Origin of the sequence: Nonomuraea sp. NPDC049309, assembly GCF_043196965.1 — a bacterium.
Lineage (GTDB): Bacteria > Actinomycetota > Actinomycetes > Streptosporangiales > Streptosporangiaceae > Nonomuraea > Nonomuraea fastidiosa.
This window is the reverse complement of record NZ_JBICSH010000001.1, coordinates 684,326-709,875: the sequence shown is the minus strand read 5'-3', so window position 1 is coordinate 709,875 and position 25,550 is coordinate 684,326. Positions and strand designations below refer to the sequence as shown.

Annotated in this window: 22 protein-coding genes; 12 read left to right on the top strand and 10 right to left on the bottom strand. The window is 73.1% G+C overall.

The window, feature by feature from the left end:
• Positions 1-16: 16 nt before the first annotated feature.
• Both ACGFIM_RS03385 and ACGFIM_RS03380 read left to right on the top strand, forming a co-directional pair.
• Complete coding sequence (locus ACGFIM_RS03385) at positions 17-310, top strand: DUF4287 domain-containing protein (protein WP_393193862.1); 294 nt, start codon at positions 17-19, stop codon at positions 308-310.
• Between the two features lie 1,392 nt (positions 311-1,702).
• On the top strand, positions 1,703-2,713 hold the full coding sequence (locus ACGFIM_RS03380) for a P1 family peptidase (RefSeq protein WP_393193859.1): 1,011 nt from the start codon (positions 1,703-1,705) through the stop codon (positions 2,711-2,713).
• Between the two features lie 191 nt (positions 2,714-2,904).
• On the opposite strand, the gene ACGFIM_RS03375 is transcribed toward ACGFIM_RS03380, so the two are convergent.
• Positions 2,905-4,056 carry an MFS transporter gene (locus ACGFIM_RS03375; protein WP_393193856.1) on the bottom strand — a complete coding sequence of 384 codons (1,152 nt, stop codon included), beginning with the start codon at positions 4,054-4,056 and terminating at the stop codon, positions 2,905-2,907.
• Between the two features lie 129 nt (positions 4,057-4,185).
• On the opposite strand from ACGFIM_RS03375, the gene ACGFIM_RS03370 reads away from it, so the two are divergent.
• Entirely contained in the window at positions 4,186-5,115 is a 930-nt protein-coding gene (locus tag ACGFIM_RS03370; protein WP_393193853.1) for a LysR family transcriptional regulator, read from the top strand.
• Positions 5,116-5,272: 157 nt separating this feature from the next.
• On the opposite strand, the gene hemC is transcribed toward ACGFIM_RS03370, so the two are convergent.
• The 4 genes from hemC to ACGFIM_RS03350 form a co-directional block, all read right to left on the bottom strand.
• Positions 5,273-6,208 carry a hydroxymethylbilane synthase gene (gene hemC / locus ACGFIM_RS03365; RefSeq protein ID WP_393193850.1) on the bottom strand — a complete coding sequence of 312 codons (936 nt, stop codon included), beginning with the start codon at positions 6,206-6,208 and terminating at the stop codon, positions 5,273-5,275.
• 121 nt (positions 6,209-6,329) lie between these two features.
• Positions 6,330-6,935, bottom strand: coding sequence for a hypothetical protein (locus ACGFIM_RS03360; RefSeq protein WP_393193847.1), 606 nt, complete (start codon positions 6,933-6,935; stop codon positions 6,330-6,332).
• A gap of 245 nt (positions 6,936-7,180) precedes the next feature.
• Complete coding sequence (locus tag ACGFIM_RS03355; RefSeq protein ID WP_393193844.1) at positions 7,181-8,140, bottom strand: NAD(P)H-dependent flavin oxidoreductase; 960 nt, start codon at positions 8,138-8,140, stop codon at positions 7,181-7,183.
• Between the two features lie 52 nt (positions 8,141-8,192).
• Complete coding sequence (locus tag ACGFIM_RS03350) at positions 8,193-8,729, bottom strand: dihydrofolate reductase family protein (RefSeq protein ID WP_393193841.1); 537 nt, start codon at positions 8,727-8,729, stop codon at positions 8,193-8,195.
• Positions 8,730-8,812: 83 nt separating this feature from the next.
• Here ACGFIM_RS03350 and ACGFIM_RS03345 point away from each other — a divergent pair, with 83 nt between their 5' ends.
• Together ACGFIM_RS03345 and ACGFIM_RS03340 are read left to right on the top strand one after the other, a co-directional pair.
• Positions 8,813-9,277 (top strand): pyridoxamine 5'-phosphate oxidase family protein, encoded by a 465-nt coding sequence (locus ACGFIM_RS03345; RefSeq protein ID WP_393193838.1) that lies wholly within the window; start codon positions 8,813-8,815, stop codon positions 9,275-9,277.
• Between the two features lie 157 nt (positions 9,278-9,434).
• Positions 9,435-10,295: an aminoglycoside phosphotransferase family protein gene (locus ACGFIM_RS03340; protein WP_393193835.1), complete on the top strand. Its 861-nt coding sequence runs from the start codon at positions 9,435-9,437 to the stop codon at positions 10,293-10,295.
• Between the two features lie 68 nt (positions 10,296-10,363).
• On the opposite strand, the gene ACGFIM_RS03335 is transcribed toward ACGFIM_RS03340, so the two are convergent.
• A complete protein-coding gene (locus ACGFIM_RS03335; RefSeq protein ID WP_393193832.1) occupies positions 10,364-11,416 on the bottom strand; it encodes an NAD(P)-dependent alcohol dehydrogenase in 1,053 nt (350 codons plus the stop codon).
• Between the two features lie 95 nt (positions 11,417-11,511).
• On the opposite strand from ACGFIM_RS03335, the gene ACGFIM_RS03330 reads away from it, so the two are divergent.
• Positions 11,512-12,093: a TetR family transcriptional regulator gene (locus ACGFIM_RS03330; RefSeq protein WP_393193829.1), complete on the top strand. Its 582-nt coding sequence runs from the start codon at positions 11,512-11,514 to the stop codon at positions 12,091-12,093.
• A gap of 27 nt (positions 12,094-12,120) precedes the next feature.
• Here the strand turns inward: ACGFIM_RS03330 and ACGFIM_RS03325 are convergent, their stop codons facing one another.
• Entirely contained in the window at positions 12,121-12,885 is a 765-nt protein-coding gene (locus tag ACGFIM_RS03325; RefSeq protein WP_393193826.1) for an SDR family NAD(P)-dependent oxidoreductase, read from the bottom strand.
• Between the two features lie 135 nt (positions 12,886-13,020).
• Between ACGFIM_RS03325 and ACGFIM_RS03320 the strand changes: the two genes are divergently transcribed.
• Positions 13,021-15,318, top strand: coding sequence for a HelD family protein (locus ACGFIM_RS03320; protein ID WP_393193823.1), 2,298 nt, complete (start codon positions 13,021-13,023; stop codon positions 15,316-15,318).
• Between the two features lie 318 nt (positions 15,319-15,636).
• Here ACGFIM_RS03320 and ACGFIM_RS03315 read toward each other — a convergent pair whose 3' ends face one another.
• The gene (locus ACGFIM_RS03315) at positions 15,637-16,122 is read right to left on the bottom strand and encodes a MarR family winged helix-turn-helix transcriptional regulator (RefSeq protein ID WP_393193820.1); all 486 of its coding nucleotides are present in this window, start codon (positions 16,120-16,122) and stop codon (positions 15,637-15,639) included.
• Positions 16,123-16,222: 100 nt separating this feature from the next.
• Here ACGFIM_RS03315 and ACGFIM_RS03310 point away from each other — a divergent pair, with 100 nt between their 5' ends.
• Positions 16,223-19,456 (top strand): efflux RND transporter permease subunit, encoded by a 3,234-nt coding sequence (locus ACGFIM_RS03310; RefSeq protein ID WP_393193817.1) that lies wholly within the window; start codon positions 16,223-16,225, stop codon positions 19,454-19,456.
• A gap of 126 nt (positions 19,457-19,582) precedes the next feature.
• Here the strand turns inward: ACGFIM_RS03310 and ACGFIM_RS03305 are convergent, their stop codons facing one another.
• Positions 19,583-20,065: a cupin domain-containing protein gene (locus tag ACGFIM_RS03305; RefSeq protein WP_393193814.1), complete on the bottom strand. Its 483-nt coding sequence runs from the start codon at positions 20,063-20,065 to the stop codon at positions 19,583-19,585.
• A 140-nt stretch (positions 20,066-20,205) separates the two neighbouring features.
• Here ACGFIM_RS03305 and purB point away from each other — a divergent pair, with 140 nt between their 5' ends.
• From purB to ACGFIM_RS03290, 3 genes are all read left to right on the top strand, one after another.
• Positions 20,206-21,636: an adenylosuccinate lyase gene (purB, locus tag ACGFIM_RS03300; protein WP_393193811.1), complete on the top strand. Its 1,431-nt coding sequence runs from the start codon at positions 20,206-20,208 to the stop codon at positions 21,634-21,636.
• Positions 21,633-22,388 (top strand): GNAT family N-acetyltransferase, encoded by a 756-nt coding sequence (locus ACGFIM_RS03295; RefSeq protein ID WP_393193808.1) that lies wholly within the window; start codon positions 21,633-21,635, stop codon positions 22,386-22,388. Before purB ends, ACGFIM_RS03295 begins: the two co-directional genes overlap by 4 nt.
• Before the next feature lie 112 nt (positions 22,389-22,500).
• A complete protein-coding gene (locus ACGFIM_RS03290) occupies positions 22,501-23,541 on the top strand; it encodes a DUF4037 domain-containing protein (protein ID WP_393193805.1) in 1,041 nt (346 codons plus the stop codon).
• Between the two features lie 132 nt (positions 23,542-23,673).
• On the opposite strand, the gene ACGFIM_RS03285 is transcribed toward ACGFIM_RS03290, so the two are convergent.
• Entirely contained in the window at positions 23,674-24,648 is a 975-nt protein-coding gene (locus ACGFIM_RS03285) for an AraC family transcriptional regulator (RefSeq protein WP_393193803.1), read from the bottom strand.
• Here ACGFIM_RS03285 and ACGFIM_RS03280 point away from each other — a divergent pair.
• The gene (locus tag ACGFIM_RS03280; protein ID WP_393199602.1) at positions 24,566-25,474 is read left to right on the top strand and encodes a saccharopine dehydrogenase NADP-binding domain-containing protein; all 909 of its coding nucleotides are present in this window, start codon (positions 24,566-24,568) and stop codon (positions 25,472-25,474) included. The two genes, ACGFIM_RS03285 and ACGFIM_RS03280, sit on opposite strands and share 83 nt — an antisense overlap.
• Positions 25,475-25,550: the final 76 nt, after the last annotated feature.

Here is a 25,550-nt window from a genome sequence, read left to right as displayed (position 1 = left end):
GACAGTGGAGGAAGACATGTCGTTCCAGGCGTACCTCGACAACATCGAGGACAAGACCGGCCTGACGCCGCGGCAGTTCATCGCGCTCGCCAAGGAGCGGGGCTACGACGACCCGTCCGTGAAGGCGGGTGTCATCGTCGACTGGCTGAAGGAGGACTACGGGCTTGGCCGGGGCCACGCGATGGCGCTCGTCCACGTGATCAAGAAGGGGCCGAAGATCGACGCCAAACACGTGGGGAGCACGGGCTCGCACCGCGACGAGTCGGACACCCTGTGGCTCGACGGCAAAGCCACCCGCCCCACCACCTGACCCCCACTGCCTGACCCGGCATCACCGGCTGATCTGGGCGAATGGGCTGCCCCGGCGAACCGCCTGATCCCCACCGCCTGTTGCCGCCCCACCGCTTGGCCCGGCATCGGCGGCTGATTCCGGCGAACGGGCTGCCCGGGCGGGTCGCCTGCCCTCCGCCGGGCCGCCTGATCCTCGTCGCCTGACGTCGCCCGATCGCATGACCCGGCATCACCGCCTGACCCTGACGAACCGCCTACCCTGCCGTGCCTGACACAGCGACCCGCGTGACCTTGACGAACCGGCTGTCCTGCCGTGCCTGACGCGGCGACCCGCGTGACCTTGACGAACCGGCTACCTCGCCCTGCCCGGCACGGCGGACCGTCTGCCCCTCGCTGCGCCGCCTGACGCCGCCCGATCTGCGGACCCGGCATCACCGGCCGGCCCCGGCGAACCGGCTGCTCCGCCGCGCCTGACCCGGCGAACAGCCTGACCCCGACCGGTCGGCGATTCCGCGTCCGGGCTGCCTCTGGCGCGCCGCAGAGCAGGTCGGCTCCGTGGGGCAAGGCCGGCTCCATGGGGCAGGTCGGCTCCATGGGGCGGGTGGATCCGGGGGCGGGTCGGCTCTGCGGGTCACGCCGATCGACGCAACCGGCACACAGGCCGGCCTCGTCCTGCCGCGCCTTGTCCCGTCGCGCAGACCGGCACGACCGGGCGCGCAGGGCTTTGACCAGGCAGCGCGCCGGTGACGTGCGGCTGCGGTGTGGCCGCGTTTCGCTCGGGAGCTCTCGCTGACGCCGGGCGGCCTCGCCCCTCTTCGTCACCGCTGTCTCGGGCGGGCAGTTGGCGGGTGGGGTGACGGCCGGCCGGGATCAGCGTGAGCACCCGGTGCAGCCGGGGCGGCGCGAGGCGGCGATACTGCTCGACGTGACACAACCCGACGACGACCACCCCGGCACGCCCGAGCACCCGGCCGCGCCCGAGCCCCCGGCGACCATCGTGCCCCCGGCCGCACCCGAGCGCCCGGCGGCGGTCGTGCCCCCGGGCGGGGATCCGGCCACGCCTGAGCGCTCGGCTGCGGTCGCGTCTCCGGGCGAGCATCTGGCCGCGCCTGAGCATCGGGTTACGGTCGTTCCCCCGAGCCCACCCGCGACTTCGGCTCGAGGCGTGTCCGCAGGCTCGGGCTCGCCCGTGAGCTCGGCTTGGGGCGTGTCCGCAGGCTCGGGGCCGCCCGTGAGCTCGGCTTGGGGCGTGTCCGCAGGCTCGGGGCCGCCCGTGAGTTCGGCTCCGGGCGGGTCGGTGGGTTCGGGTTCGCCCGCGCATGGGGGCGCCGCTCCGCCCTCGGCTCCTTCCCCCTCCTGGGATCCCGCTGCGGGACCCTCCGCAGCAGCGGCTGCGGGTCCGGACGAGCGGGTGCGGGCGCGGGAGCTGGGCATCGTCGTCGGCGGGCTGCCCACGGGGCCGCTCAACGCGATCACCGACGTCGAAGGCGTCCTGGTCGGCCACACCACGATCGACGACGGCGCGGACCTCCACACCGGGGTCACCGCGATCGTGCCCGAGCAGCTGTTCAGCACCTGGCGGCTACCCGCGGCCGTGCACGTCGGCAACGGCTACGGCAAGCTCGTCGGCTCCACCCAGATCGACGAGCTGGGCGTCCTGGAGTCGCCCATCGTGCTGACCGGCACGCTGTCGGTCTACCGGGCGGCGGACGCGCTGCTGTCGTACGTGATGCGGCTCCGCCCGGACGGCCTGTCGTTCAATTGCGTGGTCGGGGAGACCAACGACGGCCACCTGTCCGACATCAGGCGGCGGCCCATCACCGAGCGGCACGTGCTCGACGCACTCGACGGCGCGAGCGGCGGCCTGCCCGGCGAGGGCTGCGTGGGCGCGGGCACCGGCACCACCGCGCTCGGCTTCAAGGCCGGCATCGGCACCTCGTCCCGGCGGCTGGAGGTCGAGGGCGTTCCGGTCACGGCGGGAGCGCTCGTCCAGGCGAACTTCGGCGGCGTACTGACCGTCCAGGGCGTTCCGATGCCGGCCGCCGAGCTGGTCGCCGGGGCTGACGGCGCCGAGCCGCCGGGAAACTCCTGCATGATCGTGGTCGCCACCGACGCCCCGCTCGATGCCCGCCGGCTGGGCCGCCTGGCCCGCCGGGCGATCTTCGCGATGGGGCGGGTGGGAGCCTCGTATTCGCACGGCAGCGGCGACTACGCGATCGCCTTCAGCACCGCGCCGCCCCGGCTTCCGCTCCTGCCCGACGAGGCGCTCACCCCGGTCTTCGCCGCCGTCATGGACGCGGTCGAGGAAGCCCTGCTCAACGCCCTGTGCAAGGCCACGACCACCCGGGGATATCGGGGCCACGTCGGCCACGCGGTCCCGTACGACCGTCTCTTGCGCCGCCTCCGCCGCGCGCGGCCCTGATCCGGACCCCGGCCGCTCGCGGTGCTCTCACGGCCGGCTCTCCTGCGCCGCCTCCGCCGCGCGCGACCCCGGCGCGGATGGACGTAGCCGCCGATGCGGCCGTGCTCGGTGAGCCCGGGGCGCGCAGGTCGGGCGGCGTGACGGCGGATCCGCGGCCAGGAGACCGGGATCCGGCACCGGACGGGGACCGTTCAGGATCGTGTCTTCGGGCGGGAGGCGAGGACGAGGAGCAGGGCGGCCGCGGTCAGCGCGATGCCGAACCAGACGACGCTGGTCACCCCGAGCCGGTCGGCGAAGAGCCCGCCGGCGAGCGCCCCCAGCGCGATGGAGGTGTTGTACGCCATCGTGTTCAGGGACATCGCGGCCTCGAACGTCTCAGGAGCGGCCGCCTGCGTCATCGTGACCTGGCTGAGCTGCACGATGCCGAAGGTGACGCCCCACAGGATCAGCGTGACCACGGCGCCCGCCTGCGTCTGCCCGAGGGTGAGCAGCAACACCAGGGACGTCACGAGCCCGATCGACCCGCCGATGAAGCCGCGCCGCGCGTTCCGCGCCACGATGGGCCCGGCGACGAGGTTGCCGGCCGCGCCGCCGACGCCGTACGCCATGAGCAGGATCGTCACGAACAGCGGCGTGGCGGCGGCGTGCTCTTCCAGGTAGGGCCGGACGAAGGTGTACGCGCCGAAGTGCCCGAGCACGAACAGCACGACGGCCGTCAGCACCAGCCGCAGCGGCCCGTTCCGCAGCGGAAGGCGGAACACCTCGCGCGCCGAGACGGCGTTGTCCGACGGCAGCGACGGGATGAGGACGGCGACCGCGACGAGCACCAGCGCGCTGAGCCCGCCCCAGATGAGGAACGTTGTCCGCCAGTCCGTCAGGCTCTCCAGCGTGGTGCCCAAGGGGATGCCGGCCACCGCGCCGATGGAGATGCCCGACATCACCACGGCGGCGGCCCGGCTCGCGTGCCGTTCGGGCACCAGCCGCATCGCCATGGCCACGCCGATCCCCCAGAACGTGCCGCTGGCGAACCCCATCACCAGCCGCGTGGTCAGCACCAGCGGGAAGTTCGGCGACACGGACGTGATCACGTTCCCCAGCGTCAGCACCACGAGCAGCGCGGCCAGCAGCGCCCGCCGGTTGACCCGCCTGGTCCACGCCACGATGAACGGCACGCCCAACCCTGCGGAAACCCCCATCAACGTCACCATCAGCCCGGCGGTGCCCACGGAGATGCCGAGGCCGGCGCTGATGGGGGTGAGCAGGCCGACCGGCATGAGCTCGGTGGTGAGGAAGACGAACAGGCTGGCGGTGATCGCCGTGACGCCGAGCCATGGCCTGAGCATGGATGGCTGATTCTGCCGGACGGCAGGACTCACTTGCTTCACAGTCATGCGTTCCAGCGTGACGGAACACCGATCAATGAGTCCAACACATACTTTTCATGATGATCGATCGTGGTTCATGATGGTTGGGTGGAACTGCAGCAGTTGAGGTACGTCGTCGCGGTCGCCGAGACCATGAACTTCACCCGTGCGGCCGAGCGCTGCCGCGTCGTGCAGTCGGCGCTCAGCCACCAGATCGCCGCGCTCGAACGGGAGCTGGGCGCCCGGCTGTTCGAGCGGACCAGCCGCAGGGTCCGGCTGACGGCGGCCGGTGAGGCGTTCCTTCCCGCCGCCCGCGCATGCCTGGAGGCGGCCGACCGCGCGCGGGCCGAGGTGGCGGCGGCGGGCGGCGAGATCCGCGGCCGGCTGGCGGTCGGCGCCATCCCCACGGTGACCGCGCTCGACCTGCCGGTGGCGCTGCGCGAGTTCCGCCGCCGCCATCCGCGCGTCCACATCACGCTCACCTCGGCGGGCAGCGACCCGCTCATCGCGCGGGTCCGGCAGGGCGCCGTGGACGTCGCGTTCCTCGGCCTGCCGTCCCGCGCCGAGCCGAAGGGGGTCTCCAGCCGCCGGCTGGGCGGCGGCGACCTGGTCGCCGTGGTCGCCCCCGATCATCCCCGTACGGAGCGGGAGACGGATCTGCGGAGCCTGGCGGACGAGCCGTTCATCGACTTCCGCGCGGGTGCGGCCGGGCGGGCGCAGTCGGACGAGGCGTTCGCGGCGGCCGGGGTGCGGCGCGAGGTGCCGTTCGAGGTGTCGTCCGCCGACTTGATGGTCGATCTGGTACGCCAGGGGCTCGGTGTGGGCATGCTGCCGGCCGCGTACGCCTCCCGCTTCCCCGACCTGCGCGTCATCCGCCTGCGCGACGCCCCCACCCGCGTGGAGCACCTCATCTGGCACGACCCGCCGTCCCCGGCCGCCAAGGCGTTCCTGGACCAGATCGGCGGCGGGACACAGCGGGAGGATCGGCCCGCCGCCGTGCGACGTCCTCACGGTGATGAGGCCCGGAAAGAGCCCTGACGACGGCAGGACGGGCGTCGGCGACATGGTGGTGGAGCCGCTCGGCTTCCGGGCGTCCGGCCCCGAGCCCCGCGGCTGCGCGGCGGGTGAGGCGGTTGAGCGGGTGAGGCGGCTGCGGCCGGGCCGATCGCCGTTCCCGCGATCGGCGCGGGACCGGTCAGTGGGGGATCGCGTCGATGACCTCGCGGGCGCCTTGACGCAGCAGGGCGACGGCGACCGAGGTGCCGAGAGTGGCCGGGTCGAGGGGGCCGGCCCACTCGTGGGCGTCGAGGACCGTCTTGCCGTCGGGGGAGAACACCCGCGCGCGCAGCGACAGCCGGCCGTCGCGCTCGGCGCGGGCGTACCCGGCGATGGGGCTGTTGCAGTGGCCCTGCAGGACGTGGAGCAGCATGCGTTCGGCGGTGATCTCCCGCCAGGTGGGCGGGTGGCCGAGGCCGGCGACGGCGTCGATGGTCGCGGTGTCGTCTTCGCGGCACTGCAGGGCGAGCACGCCGGCGCCGATCGGCGGGCACATCGTCTCCAGCGACAGGATCTCGCTGATGCGGCCGCTCAGCCCGATGCGGTGCAGGCCGGAGACGGCGAGCAGCAGCGCGTCGACCTCGCCCGCGTCGAGCTTGGCCAGGCGGCTGTTGGCGTTGCCGCGGATGGGCACGCAGCGCAGGTGCGGGTGTGAGGCGGCGAGCTGGGCGACCCGGCGTACGGAGGAGGTGCCGATGCGGGTGCCGTCGGGCAGCTCGTCCAGCGTGCGGCCGCCGGGGTGGACGAGCGCGTCGCGCAGGTCGTCGCGCTTGAGGTGGGCGGCGAACACTGTGCCGGCCGGCAGCGGCCGGTCGGCCGGGATGTCCTTCATGCAGTGGACCGCGAGGTCGGCGCGGCCGGTCAGCAGCGCCTCGTCCACCTCCTTGGTGAACGCGCCCTTGCCGCCCAGCTCCGACAGCGCGCCCTGCCACCTGTCGCCGGACGTCGTCACCGGTACCACCTCGGTGCGGATGCCGGGATGCAGCGCGGCCAGCTCTGCGCGTACGCGCTCGACCTGGGCGAGCGCCATGGGTGACGAGCGGGTGGCGATGCGGATGAGCTCGGGTGCGGCCATTCGCCGATCGTAGACCGCCGGCCCGCGAGCCGGACCCGCTTTGCCGATGTCCGGGCGTCCGGTGGGGAGATCGGGACGCTCATGGTGACGCTGCCTCAGGCCACCGGCGCCCGCTCCGGAGTCAGCGGGCGGCCCCGCCCGAGCGCAGGTGTTCCAGCTCGGCCGCGCGGCGCAGGTCCTTGGGGCGGCCCAGGGCGCGGCGCATCGCGATGAGGTCGTCGAGGCGGGCATAGTGCACGGTGAGGCCGTCCGGCCCGGTCGCGGTGAGCGCGCGGTCGAGGACGCCCGGCACGTACAGCTCGCCCCACGGCAGCGCCGGCGTGCAGCAGTCGCCGCCCGCCCCGGGCCCGGTGAAGGCCACCTTCGGCCGCAGGAACGACTCCGGCTCCAGCGGCAGCCCGCCGCCCAGATGCGCGCCGGCCGAGGCGAAGGCGGCGGCCAGGGCGGGGGCGTCCGCCGGTGAGCCGTCCCAGAGCAGGTCGAGGTCGCCGGTCAGCTCCGCCGAGCCGTGCATGATGCCCGCGACCTGCCCGATCACCACCGCCCTCACCCCGTGCGCGTCCAGGGCCCGGAGCAGCGGGAACGGGTCGAAGCCGAGCGCCCCGTCGGTGCCGATCGTGCCGATGTCGTCGTCGGCGTCCTCGTGGCTCAGGCCGGTGCTCGTGCGGTGGGTCTCGCGGGTACGGCGGGCGGCCTCGCGAAGGCGGTCCAGCGGATCGTCGATCATCGCAAGCATGTAACACCGGCGGCGTGCCCGGCGCACCCCAACGGCCGACCGGTCAGCGGGCCGCCCCGGCCACGCGGTGTCCGGTGCGCAGGCCGGCGCGGCCCTTCGAGCGCCGGTCAGGCCGCCGCGCCGGGCCCGGTGTCACGGCACCAGCCGGTAGCGGTTCCTGGACGGCTTCCACTCCACGGTCATCACGGTCGCGTCGTCCTGCAGCCGACGGCACGGTGGCCGGGCCGGTGAAGGGGTCAGCGGCTGCCGGTGAAGCGGCCCAGCAGCTCGTCCACGGCGGCGAAGTCCGCGACCACGTCGGCCGCCGGGCGCTCGCGCCGTACGGTGCCCACCGCCTGCCCCGCGTACACGTAGGCGGTGTCGTAGTCGCGCCCGGCCTGCGCCGCCCGCAGCTCGTCCCGTGCCCCCGCGTCGCGGGCCAGCTCGTCCTCGCGGCCCTTCCACCGGTCGTAGAAGGCGTTGCGCAGCGCCCGGCCGCCGTACTCGGGCGGCCACGCCAGCCCCTGCGCGACGTCGAACACCCGCCCGTACGCGGTGCCGGTCTCCCCGGTGGCGAGCAGCCGCTCGCGTCCCTCGGGGGAGAGCGTCGTCTCGGTGCAGGCGAGGAACGCGGTGCCCGCCCAGCCGCCCTCCGCGCCCGCGGCCAGCACGGCGGCCAGCCCGCGCGCGGTGGCGATGCCCCCTGCGGCGAGCACCGGGGTGCGGACGGCCTCGAGCACGCCCTGCAGCAGCGGCAGCGTGGCGACCTCGTCGCGGCCGTGCCCGCCGCCCTCGCCGCCCCTGGCCACCACCACGTCCACGCCGGCCTGCTCGGCCTGCACGGCCTCCTCGGTGGTGCCCGCCTGGACGGCCACGGTGATCCCGGCCGCGCGCAGCGGCTCGACGTACGGGGCGTAGTCGCCGAAGCTGACCGACACCAGGGCCGGCCGCACCCGCAGGACCGCCTCCAGGTGCCCGGGGTGGTCGCCGAGCGCCCAGGCCAGCAGTCCGATGCCGTACGGCCTGCCGGTCGCGGCGGCGACCCCCGCCTGCTCCTCGATCCACGACGCGCTCGCCGACGGCGGCACCCCGAACATGCCGAGCGCCCCCGCGGCCGACACCGCCGCCGCCAGCCGCCCGTCGCTGACGCCCGCCATGGGCGCGCCCACCAGCGGCACCGCCAGCCCGAACCGCTCGGTCAACCAGGTATGCGGCATGGTCCCTCCTCGATCGGCTCGGCATCCCACGGTAGCCGGGGCGGGCGGGACGTCAGGTGACCGGTTCGACGGCGTACGTGGACTGCACCACCCCCGCCCCGAGGACCTTGGTCGTCACGTGCCGCAGTGGCACGTCCCGCCCGAGCGGCCCGAACAGCGGCACCCCGGTGCCGATCAGCACCGGCACCGTGGTGATCGTGAGTTCGTCGAGCAGCCCGGCCCGCAGGAACGCGCGGATGACCTGCCCGCCGTCCACGTAGACGCTCTTGGCGCCCCGCTCGTGCAGCGCGCGCAGCAGGTCGCCGAGGTCGCGGTGCACGCTGATGCGCGGGTCGGCGTCGAGGGGGAGGGTGGTGCTGAGCACGGCGACGTGCCGGCCCTCGTGCGGCCAGGGGTCGAAGGCACGGGCCGGCTCGTACGTGCCGCGTCCCATGACGACGGTGTCGATGCCCTCGATGAACGCGTCATAGCCGTAGTCGCCGGCGGCTTCGCCCCTGCTGGTGAGCCAGTGGAGGTCGCCGTCGTCGCGGGCGATGAACCCGTCGAGGCTGACGCCGGCGAACGCGGCCGCGGTGAACGCGCGATCCATGGTGCGACTCCTCAATTTATAAACGTATATTCGTTTACTAACGATAGGCGATCGTGTCGGTGGCGGAGGTCATCATGGTGGCCATGGCTTCATGGCAGGAGTTCCAGCGTCAGGCGCCCGAGCTGGCGGAGGCCGTTCAGCGGCTGATGGACGCGTACAAGCACAAGGTCCTCGCCACCTTGCGCAAGGACGGCTCGCCGCGGGTGAGCGGCACCGAGGTCGACCGCAGGAACGGCGAGCTGTGGCTGGGCTCGATGGCCGGCGCGGTCAAGGCGCTGGACCTGCGGCGGGATCCGCGGATGGCGATCCACGTGACGTCGGCGTTCCACGACGATGCGGCCGCGTGGGAGGGCGATGTGAAGCTGTCCGGCCGGGCCGTCGAGGTCACCGATCCCGAGGAGCGGGCGGCGGCCGGGCGGCCCGGCGACGGCTTCCACCTGTTCAGGGTCGAGCTGAGCGAGGTGGTGTGGACCCGCGTCGAGGGCGACGAGCTGGTCATCAGGGCCTGGCACGCGGAGAAGGGGGATCGCGAGTTCCGCCGCAGATGATCTCCTCAGCGAAGGCGCCCCGCGTCTGGACCGTGCTCAGCCGGGCGACAGGACTCCGTCCGCGCCCGGCCGGACGATGAGGCTCCGGTCGAGCGCGGACGGCAGCAGGCGGCCGCCCGCGAGGCCGGGGTGCCGGGCCGGGCGCTAGGGTGTCGGGATGAACACCCCCGAGGCCGAGGTCGACATCGACGCCGATCTCGTCGGGCGTCTGGTCCGCGCCCAGCATCCGGATCTCGACGGCCCGCTCACCCTGGTCGCCAGCGGCTGGGACAACGTGATCTACCGCCTGGGCTCTGAGCTTTCGGTGCGGTTGCCGCGCCGAAAGGTGGCGGTCGACCTCCTCGTCAACGAGCAGCGCTGGCTGCCGGTCCTGGCCGGATACGTCGAGGTGGCGCTGCCCGTGCCGGTGCGGGCGGGCATGCCGGGTGAGGGCTATCCGTGGCCGTGGACGATCGCGCCCTGGTTCGACGGCCGTACGGTCGCCGCCATGGCGCCGGCCGAGCGCGCCGGTCTGGCGGCTCCGCTGGCCGCGTTCATGAACGGCCTGCATCGCCCCGCGCCGCCGGAGGCGCCCCGCAATCCGGTGCGCGGCGTGCCGCTGGCCGCCCGTGATGCGGCGGTGCGCGGCCGCCTGCCGTCGATCCCTCGTTCGGAGGAGCTGCTGGCCCTGTGGGAGAAGCTGGTGGCGCTGCCGCCGTGGCAGGGCCCGGCGCTGTGGCTGCACGGCGATCCGCACCCGGCGAACCTGCTGGCGCGCGGTGGCGGGCTGGCGGCGGTGCTGGACTTCGGCGATCTCACCAGCGGCGATCCGGCCACCGATCTGGCCGCGGCGTGGCTGGTGTTCGGCGCGGAGGCGCGGGAGGTCTTCCGCGCGCAGGTGGACGCCGACGAGGTGACGTGGGAGCGGGCCCGCGGCTGGGCGCTGGTGATGGGCACGGCGCTGGCCGCCCACTCGGCCGACAACCCCGCCATGGCGGCCATCGGCGAGCACACCCTGGCTCAGGTCCTGCTCCCCTGACCCGGGCGGTCGCCGCCGTGCCCGGCATCCTGGTCACGCCGGGCACGGCGGCGCGCTGGTGACGGGGGTCAGGCGGCGGGCCGGTCGAGGTCGGACAGGTCGAGGACGAAGCGGTAGCGCACGTCGTTCTTCTCCAGCCGGTTCAGCGCCTCCTCGACGCGGCTGGACGGCAGCACCTCGATGTCGGCGGTCACCTGGTGCCGGGCGGCGAACTCCAGCAGTTCGGCGGTCCGCCGGGTGCCGCCGGTGCCGGAGCCGGTGAGCTTCCTGCGGCCGCGCATCAGCTCCATGATCGGCACCGTGGCCGGGAAGGGGTAGCCGAGGATGGACAGGGTGCCGTCCAGGGCCACCAGGTCGATGAACGGGGCCAGGTCGTGCGCGACCGGGACGGTGTCGAGGACGACGTCGAAGCGGTAGCGGGCGGCCGCGAGCTGCGCCTCGTCGGTGGTGACCAGCAGGTCGGCCGCGCCGAGCGCGCGGGCGTCGTCGGCCTTGCCGGGGGTGCGGCTGAGCACGGTGACCTCGGCGCCGAGGGCGACGGCCAGCTTGACGCCGAGGTGGCCGAGGCCGCCGAGCCCGGCGACGGCGACCTTGGTGCCCTTGCCGACGCCGGCGGCGCGCAGCGGCTCCCAGGTGGTGATGCCGGCGCACAGCAGCGGGGCGGCGCCGGCCGCGTCGAGGCCGTCGGGCAGGTGGTAGGCGAACTTCTCGGTGACCACGAACTCGCGGCTGTAGCCGCCCTGGTTCTTGGTGCCGTCCACGCGGTCCTTGGCGCCGTAGGTGCTGGTGGGGCCTTCCAGGCAGTAGTTCTCCTGGCCGATCTCGCACATCGCGCACGTGCCGCAGGAGTCGACGATGGTGCCGACCGCGACGCGGTCGCCGGGGGCGAAGCGGGTGACGGCGGGGCCGACGGCGGTGACCGTGCCGGTGAACTCGTGGCCGGGGACGATCGCGCCCTCCTTGAGCATGCCCTGGATGCGGTGCAGGTCGCTGTGGCAGACGCCGCAGTAGTCGACGCGCAGCGCGATGTCGTGGTCGCGCAGGTCGCGCCGTTCGATGGTGACCCGCTCGAGGGTCACGGAGCCGTCGCCGGTGCTGCGCCATGCGGTGGTGGTACGCACGTATGCCTCCAAACAGACTATTCGGTTTGTTTGGGGAGCGTAGCGCGTCTCCGGAGAAAAGCAAACCAACTAGTCTGTTTGCTAAGGTGGTCTACATGCCTGAACTGCCCACCACCGCGCGCGGTGCCGCGACGCGCAGGCGCATCCTCGACGCGGCCGCGGCGGAGTTCGCCGAGCGCGGCATCGCCGGGGCCAGGATCGACCGCATCATCGCGGCGGCCAGGACGAACAAGGCCCAGCTCTATGGCTATTTCGGCAGCAAGGACGGCCTGTTCGACGCGGTGATCGCCGATCTGTCCGACCGGTTGCGCAACGCGGTCCCGCTGGACGCCGACGACCTGCCGGGGTGGGCGGTCAGCATCTACGACGAGAACCTGCGCCATCCCGAGCTGGCCCGGCTGCTGGCCTGGCTGCGCCTGGAGCGCCATCCGGCGGGCCGCCTGATGGACGACGCCCCCGACGACGAGCCGAAGATCAAGGCGATCGAGGCGGCGCAGGCGGCCGGGCGGCTGCGCCAGGGGGATCCCGCGGCGCTGATGGCGCTGGTGATCTCGCTGGCCTTCGCCTGGTCACCGGTGAGCAGCTACCACGCGGCCTGGGCCGGGGAGCCGGAGGAGGTGCATGAGCGCCGCCGCGCGCTGCTGCGCGAGACGGTCGCCCGCGCCGTCGCTCCGTGATCTACAACGTAAAGGCGGCGGGCCGGGTCAGTGGACGGAGAAGCCGCCGTCCACGAAGAGCATCTGCCCGGTGATGAACGAGCACGCCTCACTGGCGAGGAAGACCGCCGCGCCGGCGAAGTCCTCGGGCAGGCCGTTGCGTCCGACCATGTGGCGGGCGGCGAGGGCTTCGGTGCGGCCGGGGACGGCCTGGACCGCGGCGGTGAGCGGGGTGAGCACGAAGCCGGGGATGATCGTGTTGACGCACACGCCCTGCGCCGACCATGCCTCGGCCTGGGAGCGGGTGAGGCCGGCGAGTGCGGCCTTGGAGGCGCCGTAGATGCCGCTGTCGCCGAAGGCGCTGATGGACTGCTGGGAGCCTATGTTGATGATGCGGCCCCAGCCGCGGGCGGCCATTTTCGGGCCGTAGTGCTGGCCGAGCAGGTAGGGGGCGGTGAAGTTGACGGCGAGGGTGCGGTCGTAGTCGTCCTGGGTGAGCTCGGCCATGGGCTTGCGGATGTTGTTGCCGGCGTCGTTGACGAGGATGTCGATGTCGTCGCCGGCGGTGGCGATGACGCGTTCGACGTCTTCGCGCACGCCGAGGTCGGCGGGAATCGCGGAGGCGGTGACGCCGTGCTCGCGCATGCGGGCGACGGCCTCGTCGAGTGCGCTCGGCGTGCGGGCGACGATGACGACCTCGGCGCCCGCACGGCCGATGGCCTCGGCCATGGCGTACCCGATGCCGGAGCTTCCGCCGGTGATCAGGGCGCGCCGGCCGGTGAGGGAGAACAGCTGCCGCAGATAGTCCGCCATGGACGGTCAAGCTAGCACTCGCGGTGCGGGGGAAAGGCGGGGAGGGTGATTGCGCGCAGGCGTGCGCGGAACTAAGCTCGCATGCCCATCGCAAAAGTCGAGCTCCACAAGTCTCCAGAGGGAGTATATCACGGAATGACGAATCGTCAAGATGGTCTGGCCGAGGCCCTTGAGACCGAGCAGCGCACCGTCTCGTGGCTCTACGGCAGGCTCGACGCCGCCAGGGAGCGGGCCCGCGAGGCGCTGCGCGAGGTGTACGCCAGGGGCGGCTCGGTGGGCACCCGCCAGGCGCGGGTGGAGCGCGAGGTGCTGGCCGCCGAGCAGGCGCGGCGGCTGGCGCAGCTGGAGGCGGTCGAGCGCGGCCTGTGCTTCGGCCGCATCGACGACGCCGGCGGCGACACCACCTACATCGGCAGGATCGGGCTGCGCGACGAGCAGAACGAGTCGGTGCTCATCGACTGGCGGGCGCCGGCCGCGCGGCCGTTCTACCTGGCCACCGCCACCGATCCCGGCGGCCTGGTGCGCCGCCGGCACCTGCACCTGAAGGACCGCGTGGTGGTCGGCATCGACGACGAGGTGTTCGATCTGGAGGGCATGAGCGAGGGCGACCGCCGCACGCTGGTGGGCGAGGCGGCGCTGCTGGCCGCGCTGCGCCGGGGCCGCACCGGGCGGATGAGCGACGTGGTGGCCACCATCCAGGCCGAGCAGGACCGGGTGATCAGGTCCGATCTGCAGGGGGCGCTGGTGGTCCAGGGCGGCCCCGGCACCGGCAAGACGGTCGCGGCGCTGCACCGGGCGGCGTACCTGCTCTACACCCACCGCGACACGCTGGAGCGGCGGGGCGTGCTGGTGGTGGGCCCCAACCCGATGTTCCTGCGCTACATCAGCCAGGTGCTGCCCGCGCTGGGCGAGACACAGGTCGTGATGACCACGGTCGGGGAGATGTTCCCCGGCGTGCGGACGTCCAGGCCCGACAAGCCCGCGCAGGCGGTGGTCAAGGGCGACCTGCGGATGGCCGAGCTGCTGGCCGAGGCGCTGCGGCGGCGCCAGCGGGTGCCGGACGGCGATCTGGTGATCGAGCTGGACGGGCTGATGCTGCGCGTGCCGCACGAGACCTGCGTGCGGCTACGCGACCGGGCCCGCGCGGTGCGGCTGCCGCACAACATGGCGCGCAAGCTGTACGTCACCGAGCTGCTGAAGGAGCTGGCCAGGGCCGAGGCGCGGGCGCTTGAGGAGTCGCTGCACATCGAGGAGCTGGACATCCCCGACGAGCCGGAGCTGAGCGAGCCGCTGGACCTGGAGGGCGACCTGGATGACCTCGACATCGAGCTGGCCTCGCGGCGGCTGTGGGGCGAGCCGCAGGTGCGCGCGGCGGTGGAGGAGCTGTGGCCGGAGCTGACGCCGCAGCGTTTCGTGTCCGAGCTGCTGTCCTCGCCGGAGGAGCTGGAGGCGGCGGCGCCGGCCGGGCTGTCGTGGCGCGAGCTGGTGCGCCCGCTCGAGGCGAAGTGGACGGTGGGCGATGTGCCGCTGCTGGACGAGGCGGCCGAGCTGCTGGGCGAGGCGGCCGAGCTGCTGGGCGAGGACGACTCAGCGCAGCGGGTCGCGGCCCGGCGCGAGCGCGAGGAGCAGGCCGGGCAGGAGCGGTACGCGGCCGAGGTGCTGCAGGTCACCGGCGTGGCCGAGCAGGGCATTTTGGAGCGGGCCGACGTGCTGGCCGAGCGGCATGCCGACGACGGCATCGAGGTGACGACGGCCGACCGGGCGGCGTCGGACCGTACCTGGGCCTACGGTCATGTGATCGTCGACGAGGCGCAGGAGCTGTCGCCGATGGCCTGGCGGATGGTGATGCGGCGGGTTCCCGCCAAGTCGCTGACCATCGTGGGCGATCTGGCGCAGACGGGGTCGGCGGCGGGCGCGCGGTCCTGGGGCGACGTGCTCGACCCTTACCTGGAGGGCCGCTGGCGGGTGCAGCGGCTGGAGGTCAACTACCGGACGCCGGTGGAGATCATGCGGGTGGCGGCCGACGTGCTGCGCTCGTTCGCGCCCGATGAGCGGCCGCCGGAGTCGGTGCGCGAGGGCGAGGCCGAGCCGCGCGCGCTGAAGCTGCCGGTGGAGGAGCTGCCGCGCGTGGTCGAGGAGGAGCTGGCGGCCATCGGGGAGGGCCGGCTGGGCGTGCTGACGCCCAACGCGCGGCACAAGCGGATCTCGGCGCTGTTCCCCGGCAGCGGGCTGGAGGCGCCGGTGGCGGTGCTGACGGTGGGCCAGGCCAAGGGGCTGGAGTTCGACGCGGTCGTGGTGGTCGATCCCGCGGGGATCCTGGAGCAGTCGCCGATGGGCGGCCAGGACCTGTACGTGGCGGTGACCCGGGCGACGCGGCGGCTGACGGTCGTGTACGAGGACAGGCTGCCGGCCGTCCTGTCCCGCCTGGCCTAGACGGCCTGCGCCGTGGATGCTGTGAATCTACAATGTAAAGGCGCCGGGTCGGTGATCGCCCCTTGCCTTTCCTTCCAGAGAAACCGGCACCCACGGCCAGGCCTCCGGTCGGCCGCCGTTGGCGTGCGTGGCGCGGCTCGGGACCGCTGCCGGTGACCTGGCAGGGTGCGACGGGGCCGGTGGCGACGCGGGGTGCGGAGACGTGGCGGGCGTAGGCGCCGAACAGGGCTGCGAAGGCTTCGCCGGCTTCACGTCGGTGTTCACGCCGCGGTCTGTGCCGGTACGCGGGCGGGGTTGGGGGTGAGGGGTGCCGTGTGCTCAGCGGCGGGCGGGGGCTTCGTGTGCGCGGTCTTGGCGGGCGAGGTCGTCGGCGACTTTGTGGACGGTGCGGGTGACCTCGTCGAGGGTGCGGAGGGTCTCGGTGTCGAGGTGGTCCATGATGCGGCGGAACTCTTCGACGCCGGCGTTGTTGATGTCTTCGATGAGGCGGGTGCCTGCGGGGGTGAGTTCGACGCGGCGTACGCGGCGGTCGTGGGGGTCTTCGTGGCGGCTGACGAGGCCGTGGGCGATGAGGCGGTCGACGATGCCGGTGACGGTGCCGAGTCCGACGCCGAGGTCGTGGGCGAGGTCCTGTCCTGATGCGGAGCCGTTGATGGACAGGAGCATGATGACTTTGAGCTGGCGGAGGGTGAGGTTGGAGGTGAAGAGGGGGCTTCGGTAGTGCTGGGCGAACAGCCGTGCCAGGGCCCGTTGGGTGTCGTTGATCCGGTTGATCAGCTCTTCGCGTTCGTTGTTCACGCTCACCTCTCGCTTCCTGAGAAGGTTATCAGGAAAGCTTGATGAGGCTAAATATTCGTTCTAGGCGAAGTGTTAGTCTTGGGCGAACTCTTAGAGGGGGAGCTCTGTGACCGCATTCGCCCGGTTGAGTCTGGTCAACCGCACTCTTGTGATTTTGGTGGCGGTCGTGCTCAGCGCCTTCGGCGTGTTCACGATCCCGCAGCTGAAGCAGCAGTTGTTGCCGTCGTTGTCGTTTCCCGGGGCGTTCGTGGTGGCGTCCTATCCCGGGGCGTCGCCGGAGATCGTCGAGGATCAGGTGACGGCGCCGATCGAGGACTCCTTCCAGGGTCTGGCCGGGATGGAGCAGATGACGTCGACGTCGAAGGAGGGCCTGGCGCAGATCCAGGTGGCCTTCGAGTACGGCACGGACATCGATGCGGCGTTGAACAAGATGCAGCAGGCGATCAACCGGGTGCCGTTGCCGGACGGTGTGGAGCCGCAGGTGGTGGCCGGTAGCACCGATGACATTCCGGTGATGGTGCTGGCGGTCGGCGACGGCGGTGACGAGCGGGCGATGGCCGACAAGCTGCGGCGGATCGCGGTGCCGGAGCTGCAGAGCGTGGAGGGCGTGCGCGAGGTGTCGGTGACCGGCACTCGTGACGAGGTCGTGACGATCGAGCCGGATGCGGGGAAGATGGCGCTGGCGGGGGTGTCGGCGGCGCAGATCCCCGAGGTGCTGAAGGCGAACGGGACGCCGATTCCGGCGGGCACGCTGACGTCGGACGGCAAGGCGCTGACGGTGCAGGTGGGTTCGCGGGTCGATTCGCTGGCCAAGCTGAAGAACCTGTATCTGACGCCGTCCCAGCCGCAGCCGCAGCAGGCTCAGCCTCAGCAGCAGTCGCCGGCTCAGGGCCGTCCGGGTCAGGCGCAGTCCCCGCAGTCCGCGCAGTCTGTGCAGGCGCAGCAGCAGGCGGCGCGGCCGAGGCCGCTGAAGCCGGTGAAGCTGGGCGATGTGGCGGTGATCAAGCGGGGGCTGGCCGAGGCGACGACGATCACCAGGACGGACGGTAAGACGAGCCTGGGCCTGTCGGTGACGATGGTGCCGGACGGGAACGCGGTGGCGATCTCGGAGGGCATCCGGGAGAAGCTGCCGGAGCTGACGCGGGCGCTGGGGGATTCGTCGGACACGGCGGTGTCGGTGGTGTTCGACCAGGCGCCGTATGTGGAGCAGTCGATCGAGAGCCTGACGACCGAGGGTCTGCTGGGCCTGGTGTTCGCCGTTTTGGTGATCTTGGTGTTCCTGCTGTCGGTGCGCTCGACGCTGGTGACGGCGGTGTCGATCCCGCTGTCGGTGGTGATCGCGCTGCTGGTGCTGTGGGCGGGTGATTACTCGCTGAACCTGCTGACGCTGGGCGCGCTGACGATCGCGGTGGGCCGCGTGGTGGACGACTCGATCGTGGTGCTGGAGAACATCAAGCGGCATCTGGGCTACGGCGAGGCCAAGATGCAGGCCATCTTGACCGCGGTGCGCGAGGTGGCGGGGGCGGTGACGGCATCGACGCTGACGACGGTGGCGGTGTTCGCGCCGATCGCGCTGGTGGGCGGCATGGTGGGCGAGCTGTTCAGCCCGTTTGCGATCACGGTGACGGTGGCGTTGCTGGCGTCGCTGGTGGTGTCGCTGACGGTGGTGCCGGTGCTGGCGTACTGGTTTTTGAAGGCGCCGGATCTGTCGCCGGAGGAGGCGCGCAGGCGGCGTGAGGAGGCCGAGGCCAAGGAGCTGCGTTCGCCGTTGCAGCGGGCGTATCTGCCGGTGCTGCGGTTCGCGACGCGGTTCAAGCTGGTGACGATCCTCATCGGGGTGGCGGTGTTCGTGGCGACGATGGGCATCGCGGGGTCGTTGCGGACGAACTTCCTGGACTCCTCCGGGCAGAACACGTTGTCGTTGTCGCAGCGGATGCCGGTGGGCACGGATCTGGCGACGACCGACAAGGCGGCCAGGAAGGTCGAGGAGGTGCTGGCCGGTCAGGCGGGTGTGGAGACCTACCAGGTGAACGTCGGCGGCGGCAGCGCGATGGCCGGCGGTCTGGGCGGCGGCGCGGACCGGGCGTCGTTCTCGGTGACGCTGGCCGAGGACGCCGATGCCACGGCGGTGGAGAACGAGCTGCGCGAGAAGATCGACGCCTTGTCGGGTGTGGGCGAGGTGACGGTCGGCGGGGCGGCCGGTGGCGGCGGGTTCGCGGTGGACACGATCGAGGTGATCGTGCGGGCGTCGGATGCCGGGACGTTGCGCGCGGCGGCCGAGAAGGTGACGTCGGCGATGGGCGAGGTGCCGGGTCTGCGGGATGTGTCGTCGAACCTGGAGTCGAGCGCGCCGCGGGTCGAGGTCGTGGTGGACCGGGAGAAGGCGGCCGCGCGCGGGTTGTCGGAGGCCGCGGTGGGGCAGGCGGTGGCGCAGGCGTTCCGTGGTGCGCCGCTGGGGCAGATCACGCTGGACGGCCGGTCGAGCGATCTGGTGCTGCGGGGGGCCGAGGCGCCGGACGACATTCAGGCGATCAAGGATCTGCGGTTGCCGGCGGCTTCGGGGCTGGTGAAGCTGGCGTCGGTGGCGTCGGTGCGTCAGGTGGACGGGCCGACGCAGGTGACGCGGATCGATGGTGAGCGTTCTGCGACGGTGTCGGCGCGTGCGGCCGATGCGGGGAACCTGGGTGCGGTGACGCAGGAGCTGACCGAGAAGCTGGACGGTCTTGATCTGGGTGCCGGGGCGTCGTACGAGATCGGTGGTGTGTCGGCGGATCAGGCGGATGCGTTCGCGGATCTGGGGCTGGCGATTCTGGCGGCGATCGCGATCGTGTTCATGATCATGGTGGCGACGTTCCGGAGTTTCGTGCAGCCGGTGATCTTGCTGGTGTCGATTCCGTTCGCGGCGACGGGTGCGATCGGGTTGCTGGTGGCGACGGACACGGCGCTGGGCGTGCCGGCGTTGATCGGGATGCTGATGCTGGTCGGCATCGTGGTGACGAACGCGATCGTGCTGATCGACCTGATCAACCAGTATCGGGAGCAGGGGATGGGCGTCGTGGAGGCGGTGATCGAGGGCGGCCGGCGGCGGTTGCGTCCGATCCTGATGACCGCGGTGGCGACGATCTGCGCGTTGACGCCGATGGCGCTGGGCGTGACGGGGTCGGGCGGGTTCATCTCGCAGCCGCTGGCGATCGTGGTGATCGGTGGGCTGGTGTCGTCGACGCTGCTGACGCTGGTGCTGGTGCCGACGTTGTATGTGGTGGTGTCGCGGGATCGCGGCAAGGGCGCGCGGGCTGCGGGTGAGCCGAAGGTGAAGGATCTGGCCGGTTCCCCGGCCTGAGGCGCTGGTGGACGGGCGTGCCCGGCGGGTGGTCTCCCGCCGGGCACGCCTTGTGTTGCGCGGTGATGATCGGCCGTGCGGGCCTGGGTGGCCTGGCCGGTGCCGGGGCGGTCGGGCCGGGGCGGGTCAGCCGGGTGGGTCGTCGGTTGGGAGCGGGGCGCCGGTGTCGGTGACGAAGACGACCAGCAGGCGGGCCGGCTGGGTGCGGCTGATGTTCTCGGTGAGCAGGTGGTGGGCGCCGGGCGGTTCGGTCCAGTTCTCGCCCTGCCGGTAGATGCGCGGGTCTTCGCCGGCCAGGCGGCTGCGGAAGGTTCCGTTGAGGACGAAGGCGTAGACGAAGGCGTTGCCGTGCTTGTGGGGGCCGGCGCGGCCGCCGGGCGGGAAGGTGATCAGGGCCGAGGTGAACGTCTTGCCTTCGACGTTGGGCAGCTGTTGCTGGAGCAGGATGGTGAGCGTCTCGGCGGGCGGGGCCGGGGCCGTGGTGGGGGCGGGTACGGGTCCGGCGGGGGCGCTGGCGTGGCGGGGCGCGGCGGCGCATCCGGCGGTGGCGAGCAGGCAGGTCATGGTCGCGCCCGCCAGCAGGGCGCGGTCCGGGCGTGGTCGGGTCATGAGGCTGCTCCCGTTCTGCTGGGGTGTCGCTCGGCGCATCCTCTGTCCGGGCAGGTGTGCGGGTAACCGGCGGGCGGTTCAAGTCTTGGTGTACGCCCGTGGCGAGGTGGGCGGCGGGGGTGTGAATAGACTTGTCCGACGTGACTTCCAAGCCGCGTATCCCGAATGTCCTGGCCGGCCGCTACGCCTCGGCGGAGCTGGCCCGCCTGTGGTCGCCCGAGTACAAGATCATCGCTGAGCGGCGGTTGTGGCTGGCGGTGCTGCGGGCGCAGGCCGAGCTGGGTGTGGCGGTGCCCGAGGGTGCGATCGCCGATTATGAGAAGGTGGTCGAGCAGGTCGACCTGGAGTCGATCGCGGCGCGTGAGCGGGTGACGCGGCACGATGTGAAGGCGCGGATCGAGGAGTTCAACGCGCTGGCCGGGCACGAGCAGGTCCATAAGGGCATGACCTCGCGCGATCTGACGGAGAACGTCGAGCAGCTGCAGGTGCGCGACAGTCTGCTGCTGGTGCGCGACCGGGTGGTGGCGTTGCTGGCGCGTCTGGCGCGGCTGGCGCACGAGCACGAGGCGACGGTGATCGCCGGCCGCTCGCACAACGTGGCGGCGCAGGCCACGACGCTCGGCAAGCGGTTCGCCACGGCGGCCGATGAGCTGCTGGTGGCCTACCGGCGGCTGGAGGAGCTGATCGCCCGTTATCCGCTGCGCGGCATCAAGGGGCCGGTGGGCACCGCGCAGGACATGCTCGACCTTCTGGGCGGTGACCGGGGCAAGCTGGCGGTGCTGGAGGAGCGGGTGGCCGCTCATCTGGGGTTCGAGCATCGTTTCACCAGCGTCGGGCAGGTGTATCCGCGTTCGCTCGATTTCGAGGTGGTCACCGCGTTGGTGCAGCTGGCGGCGGCGCCGTCGTCGCTGGCCAAGACGATCCGGCTGATGGCCGGGCACGAGCTGGTCACCGAGGGGTTCAAGGAGGGGCAGGTCGGCTCCTCGGCGATGCCGCACAAGATGAACACCCGCTCCTGTGAGCGCGTCAACGGCCTGGCGGTGGTGTTGCGCGGCTACGCCTCGATGGTGGGCGAGCTGTCCGGCGATCAGTGGAACGAGGGGGATGTGTCGTGTTCGGTGGTGCGCAGGGTGGCGCTGCCGGATGCGTTCTTCGCCTTCGACGGGCTGGTGGAGACGATGCTGACGGTGCTGGAGGAGTTCGGCGCCTTCCCCGCGGTGATCTCCGCCGAGCTGGACCGCTACCTGCCGTTCTTGGCCACGACGAAGATGCTCATGGCGGCGGTGCGGGCCGGGGTGGGCCGCGAGCAGGCCCATGAGCTGATCAAGGAGCACGCGGTCGCGTCGGCGCTGGCGATGCGCTCGCGCGGCGCGGCCAACGAGCTGCTGGACCGGCTGGCCGGCGACGACCGTTTCCCCTTGGGCCGTGAGGAGCTGGAGGGCCTGCTGGCCGACCGGGTGTCGTTCACGGGCGCGGCGGCCGACCAGGTGCGGGCCGTCACCCGGGCCATCGAGGCGATCGTGGCCGAGCACCCGGAGGCGGCCGCCTACCGGCCAGGGGCGATTTTGTGATCTGGCCGTTGCGCACGGAGGCGGAGCTGCGCTCGGCGTGCGGTGATGCCGACCTGGTGATGTGGACCGGCCAGGGTTTGCGCGGCCCGGCGCGGGCGTGGGCGCTGGGCGATGCGGTGGTGGCCGCCTGCCCCGGTATCGCGCGCGGCGATCGGTTGGCGGTTCACGGCCCGGTGCCGGAGGCGGTGCGGCTGGTCCGGCACGCCCTGGCCGAGCTGGGTCCCGGCTACCGGCCCTGGGGCGAGGCTCGGCTGCTGGCGGCCGTGGCCGCCCGTGTGGACGGGCTGGCCGAGCGGGGCCGGTTTTCGTGGATGAGCCTGCCGGTGGGGGCCGCCGGGAGCCTGCCGCCGGCCGTGGTGGACGGCGGGCCGCAGGTGGGGTGGCTGCTGGCCGGGGAGGAGGCGGAGGTGGCGGCGCTGCTGGCCGCTGACGCCCCTCACTCGTATGCGGTGCCGGGCGCGGCGGGGGTGCGGCGCTGGGCGGGCATCCGCCTGGACGGCGAGCTGGCGGCGGTGGCGGCCGATGCGTGGTCGGCGCCGACCGTGGGGCTGCTGGCCGGGGTGGCGACGCGGGCGCGCCATCGCGGGCGCGGGCTGGCCCGGCTGGTGTGCGGGTGGCTGACGCGGCAGCTGGTGGCCTGCTACGGGCGTGCGGCGCTCATGGTGGACGACGACAACCCGGCCGCGATCACCGTGTACGAGCGTCTCGGCTACCGGCGGATGCGGGTCATGGCCTGCCAGGTGACGGCCTGATCGGGCCTGGCGGGCGCGGCCGTGGTGGGCCGCCCGCCGCCGTCCGCTCCGGCGTCCCGGGGGGAAAACCGGGTGAGGTTTCGGCGGGCGCTGGTGCACAGTTGACGGCGTGATGACGGATTTCGTACCTGGTATCGAATTGTCGCGCTCCTTCTACGGCGAGGTCGTGGCTCCGCTGGTGGACGGCGTGCCGCACGCGGCGGCGCTGATCGGGCCCGGCTCGGAGGTGCTGGCGTTCGACACCGCCCGCTCCGCCGATCACGACTGGGGGCCGCGGGTGCTGGTGTTCGTGGCGGCCGATCGCGTGGCCGAGATCGAGCAGCGGGTGGCCGGTGGGCTGCCGGAGCGTTTCCGGGGATATCCGACCGTGTTCGGCTACCACGGGCGGGTGCAGCCCGGGGTGAGGGTGACGGAGCTGGGGTCGTGGCTGGTGGAGCGGCTGGGGTTCGATCCGCGGGGCGGGATGTCGCTGCTGGACTGGCTGTCCTCGCCGTGGCAGAGCCTGGCCGAGGTGACCGGGGGCGAGGTGTTCCACGACGGGCTGGGCGAGCCGGGCCTGGAGACGGTGCGGCGGCTGCTGCGCTGGTATCCGGAGGATGTGTGGCGGTATGTGCTGGCTTGTCAGTGGCGGCGTATCGCGCAGGAGGAGCCGTTCCCCGGGCGGTGCGGCGAGGTGGGCGACGAGCTGGGCTCGGCCGTGGTGGGGGCGCGGCTGGCGCGGGAGGTGATGCGGCTGGCGTTGCTGCTGCGCCGCCGCTACCCGCCGTACGCCAAGTGGCTGGGCAGTGCGCTGGCCCGGCTGCCCGGCTCGGCGGAGCTGGGCGAATCGCTCGGCGCCGCGGTGGCGGCGCGGTCGTGGCGGGGGCGCGAGGACGGCCTGGCCGCCGCCTACGGCCGGCTGGCCGCCTTGCAGAACCGCACCGCGCTGGCCGAGCGGCTCGATGAGCGGGTGCGGCGCTTCCATGACCGGCCGTTCCGGGTGATCGGCGGTGACCGGTTCGCCGATGCGCTCATGGCGCGGATTTCGGATCCGGCCGTGCGGGATCTGCCGGTGGCCGGGTGTGTCGATCAGGTGTGTGATGCGGTGGACGTGCTCACGCGGCCGGAGCGCGCCCGCGCGGTGACCGCGGCCGCTTTGGGTCTGACCGCTTGAGGCGTGCGGTGTGCGCAACGCGGCGCCGCCGGGGCGGCCGGAGCCGCGCGCCGGTCATGGCGGACCGGGCGGGCGGAAGCACCGGCGGCACCACCGGCGGCCGTGCCGTGGTGACCGGTGCCGCGGGCAGGGTCAGCCGGTGCGGTGCAGGGCGCGGTAGGCGGCCGGCGGCGTGCCGTACTGGCGTTTGAAGGCGTGGGTGAAGGTGTAGGCGGAGCTGTAGCCGACCTGGCGGGCGACGGTGTGGACGGGGGCGTCGCCGCTGCGCAGCAGCCGGGCGGCGGTGGTCAGCCGCCACCAGGTCACATACGCGAGCGGGGGCCGCCCGGTCAGGGCGGTGAAGCGGCGGGCGAAGGCGGCCCGGGACAGCCCCGCCTGGGCGCCGAGTTCTCCGACCGTCCAGGGGTGGGCCGGGTCGGCGTGGACGGCGCGCAGCGCGGCCGCCACGGCGGGGTCGTGCAGGGCGGCGGCCCATCCGGTGGGGGAGTGGCCGGTGGTGTGCTGCTGTTCGAACCAGGCGCGCAGCATGTAGAGCAGCAGCAGGTCCAGCAGGGTGAGCAGGATGCCGTCCGAGCCGGGGCGCGGCGGGGTGTCCAGTTCGGCGCCGAGCAGGTCGACGGCGGCGCGCAGCGGGCCGTGCCGCCCGACGCGGGCGGGCAGGTGGACGACGTCGGGCAGGTCGTCCAGCAGCGGGTGGCGGGCCGCGCCGTCCAGCAGGTAGGCGCCGTCCAGCAGGTAGGCGCCGCACAGCAGGTCCACGCTCACCGGCCCCTCGGCGGGCGCGGCTGGTGATGCGGTCGCGGGGCCGCCGGGCAGGGGGGCGTGGGACAGGGGGGCGTGGGACAGGGGGGCGTGGGACAGGGAGTGGGCGGATCCGCGGGGCAGGAACGCCACGTCCCCGGGCCCGAGCGTGATCGGCTCGCCTTCGCAGGGTGTCAGCAGGCACGTGCCGTGCAGCACGACGTGGAACCCGGCCGCCGGCGCCGCCGGGAGATGCTCGGCGAAGGGGGCGGCGGCCTGCGGCCTGCACGGCGCGCAGCGGCGGCAGGCCCCGGCCGGCGACCATGAGGCCCTGACGGCCGCGTTCGCCGGCGGCGAGGCCGTCATCAACTGCGCCGGCCCCTTCACCTTCACCGCGCGCGCCGTCGCGGCGGCCGCGATCGACGCCGGCTGCCACTACGTCGACACCTCCGGCGAACAGCTCGCCGTCAAGGACCTCTTCGACACCCTCACCGCTCCGGCGCACGGCGCCGGGGTGAGCGTGGTGCCCGCCGCCACCGACGGGTGCGTCCCGCTGGACCTGCTGGCGAGCCTGGTGGCCGCCCGCCTGGGTCGCGTCGAGGAGATGCGCACGGTGCACCTGGTCGGCGCGGGCGGCGTCTCGCGCGGGTCGCTGCGCTCGCTGGCCGCCACGATCGGCGACGTCCGCTCGGGCGGCCTGGTCTACGACGGCGGCGATTGGCGTGCGGGAACGCCCGGCCGCCGTGGTGAGGTGCTATTGCCGGGACGGCGTGCGGCGGTGCCGGAGGTGGTCACCATCCCCCGGCATGTCCGGTTGCGGCGTCTGGAGGGGCTGGCCGAGGCCGGGCTGGGGGAGCGGCTGTCGTCGGCGCCTTCGCCCGAGGTCATCGCGAGCCTGCCCGAGGGGCCGGCCGAGCGGGAGCGGCGCGCCCAGCGTTTCACCTACCTGGCCGAGGCCGCCGGTGCGGGCGGGCGCCGGGTGCGCGGCATCGCCGAGGGGAGCGACACCTACGGGTTGACGGCGGTGATCGCGGTGGAGAGCGCCCGCCGGCTGGTGGCCGAGCCGCCGGGGGCGGGGGTGCTGGCGCCCGCGCAGGCGTTCGAGCCGGCGGCGTTCCTGGGTTTCCTGGGCGCGTACGGGGTGCGGTGGGCGGTGGAGGACGGGCCGGAGCGGGACGGTTCGGTGGGCTGACCCGCCCACCGCGATATCCGACGTGTCCGAAATTTCATGAAATCTACTTTGTAAAGGGCGCGGGTCGATGCGCCGT

What these genes read in the sequence shown, in the direction of transcription:
- ACGFIM_RS03385 (WP_393193862.1), top strand. Translation starts at nt 17, where the DNA reads ATGTCGTTCCAGGCGTACCTCGACAACATCGAGGACAAGACCGGCCTG.
- ACGFIM_RS03375 (WP_393193856.1), bottom strand. Translation starts at nt 4,056, where the DNA reads ATGCTCAGGCCATGGCTCGGCGTCACGGCGATCACCGCCAGCCTGTTC.
- hemC (WP_393193850.1), bottom strand. Translation starts at nt 6,208, where the DNA reads ATGGCCGCACCCGAGCTCATCCGCATCGCCACCCGCTCGTCACCCATG.
- ACGFIM_RS03360 (WP_393193847.1), bottom strand. Translation starts at nt 6,935, where the DNA reads ATGATCGACGATCCGCTGGACCGCCTTCGCGAGGCCGCCCGCCGTACC.
- ACGFIM_RS03355 (WP_393193844.1), bottom strand. Translation starts at nt 8,140, where the DNA reads ATGCCGCATACCTGGTTGACCGAGCGGTTCGGGCTGGCGGTGCCGCTG.
- ACGFIM_RS03350 (WP_393193841.1), bottom strand. Translation starts at nt 8,729, where the DNA reads ATGGATCGCGCGTTCACCGCGGCCGCGTTCGCCGGCGTCAGCCTCGAC.
- ACGFIM_RS03345 (WP_393193838.1), top strand. Translation starts at nt 8,813, where the DNA reads ATGGCTTCATGGCAGGAGTTCCAGCGTCAGGCGCCCGAGCTGGCGGAG.
- ACGFIM_RS03340 (WP_393193835.1), top strand. Translation starts at nt 9,435, where the DNA reads ATGAACACCCCCGAGGCCGAGGTCGACATCGACGCCGATCTCGTCGGG.
- ACGFIM_RS03330 (WP_393193829.1), top strand. Translation starts at nt 11,512, where the DNA reads ATGCCTGAACTGCCCACCACCGCGCGCGGTGCCGCGACGCGCAGGCGC.
- ACGFIM_RS03325 (WP_393193826.1), bottom strand. Translation starts at nt 12,885, where the DNA reads ATGGCGGACTATCTGCGGCAGCTGTTCTCCCTCACCGGCCGGCGCGCC.
- ACGFIM_RS03320 (WP_393193823.1), top strand. Translation starts at nt 13,021, where the DNA reads ATGACGAATCGTCAAGATGGTCTGGCCGAGGCCCTTGAGACCGAGCAG.
- ACGFIM_RS03305 (WP_393193814.1), bottom strand. Translation starts at nt 20,065, where the DNA reads ATGACCCGACCACGCCCGGACCGCGCCCTGCTGGCGGGCGCGACCATG.
- ACGFIM_RS03290 (WP_393193805.1), top strand. Translation starts at nt 22,501, where the DNA reads ATGACGGATTTCGTACCTGGTATCGAATTGTCGCGCTCCTTCTACGGC.
- ACGFIM_RS03285 (WP_393193803.1), bottom strand. Translation starts at nt 24,648, where the DNA reads ATGACGGCCTCGCCGCCGGCGAACGCGGCCGTCAGGGCCTCATGGTCG.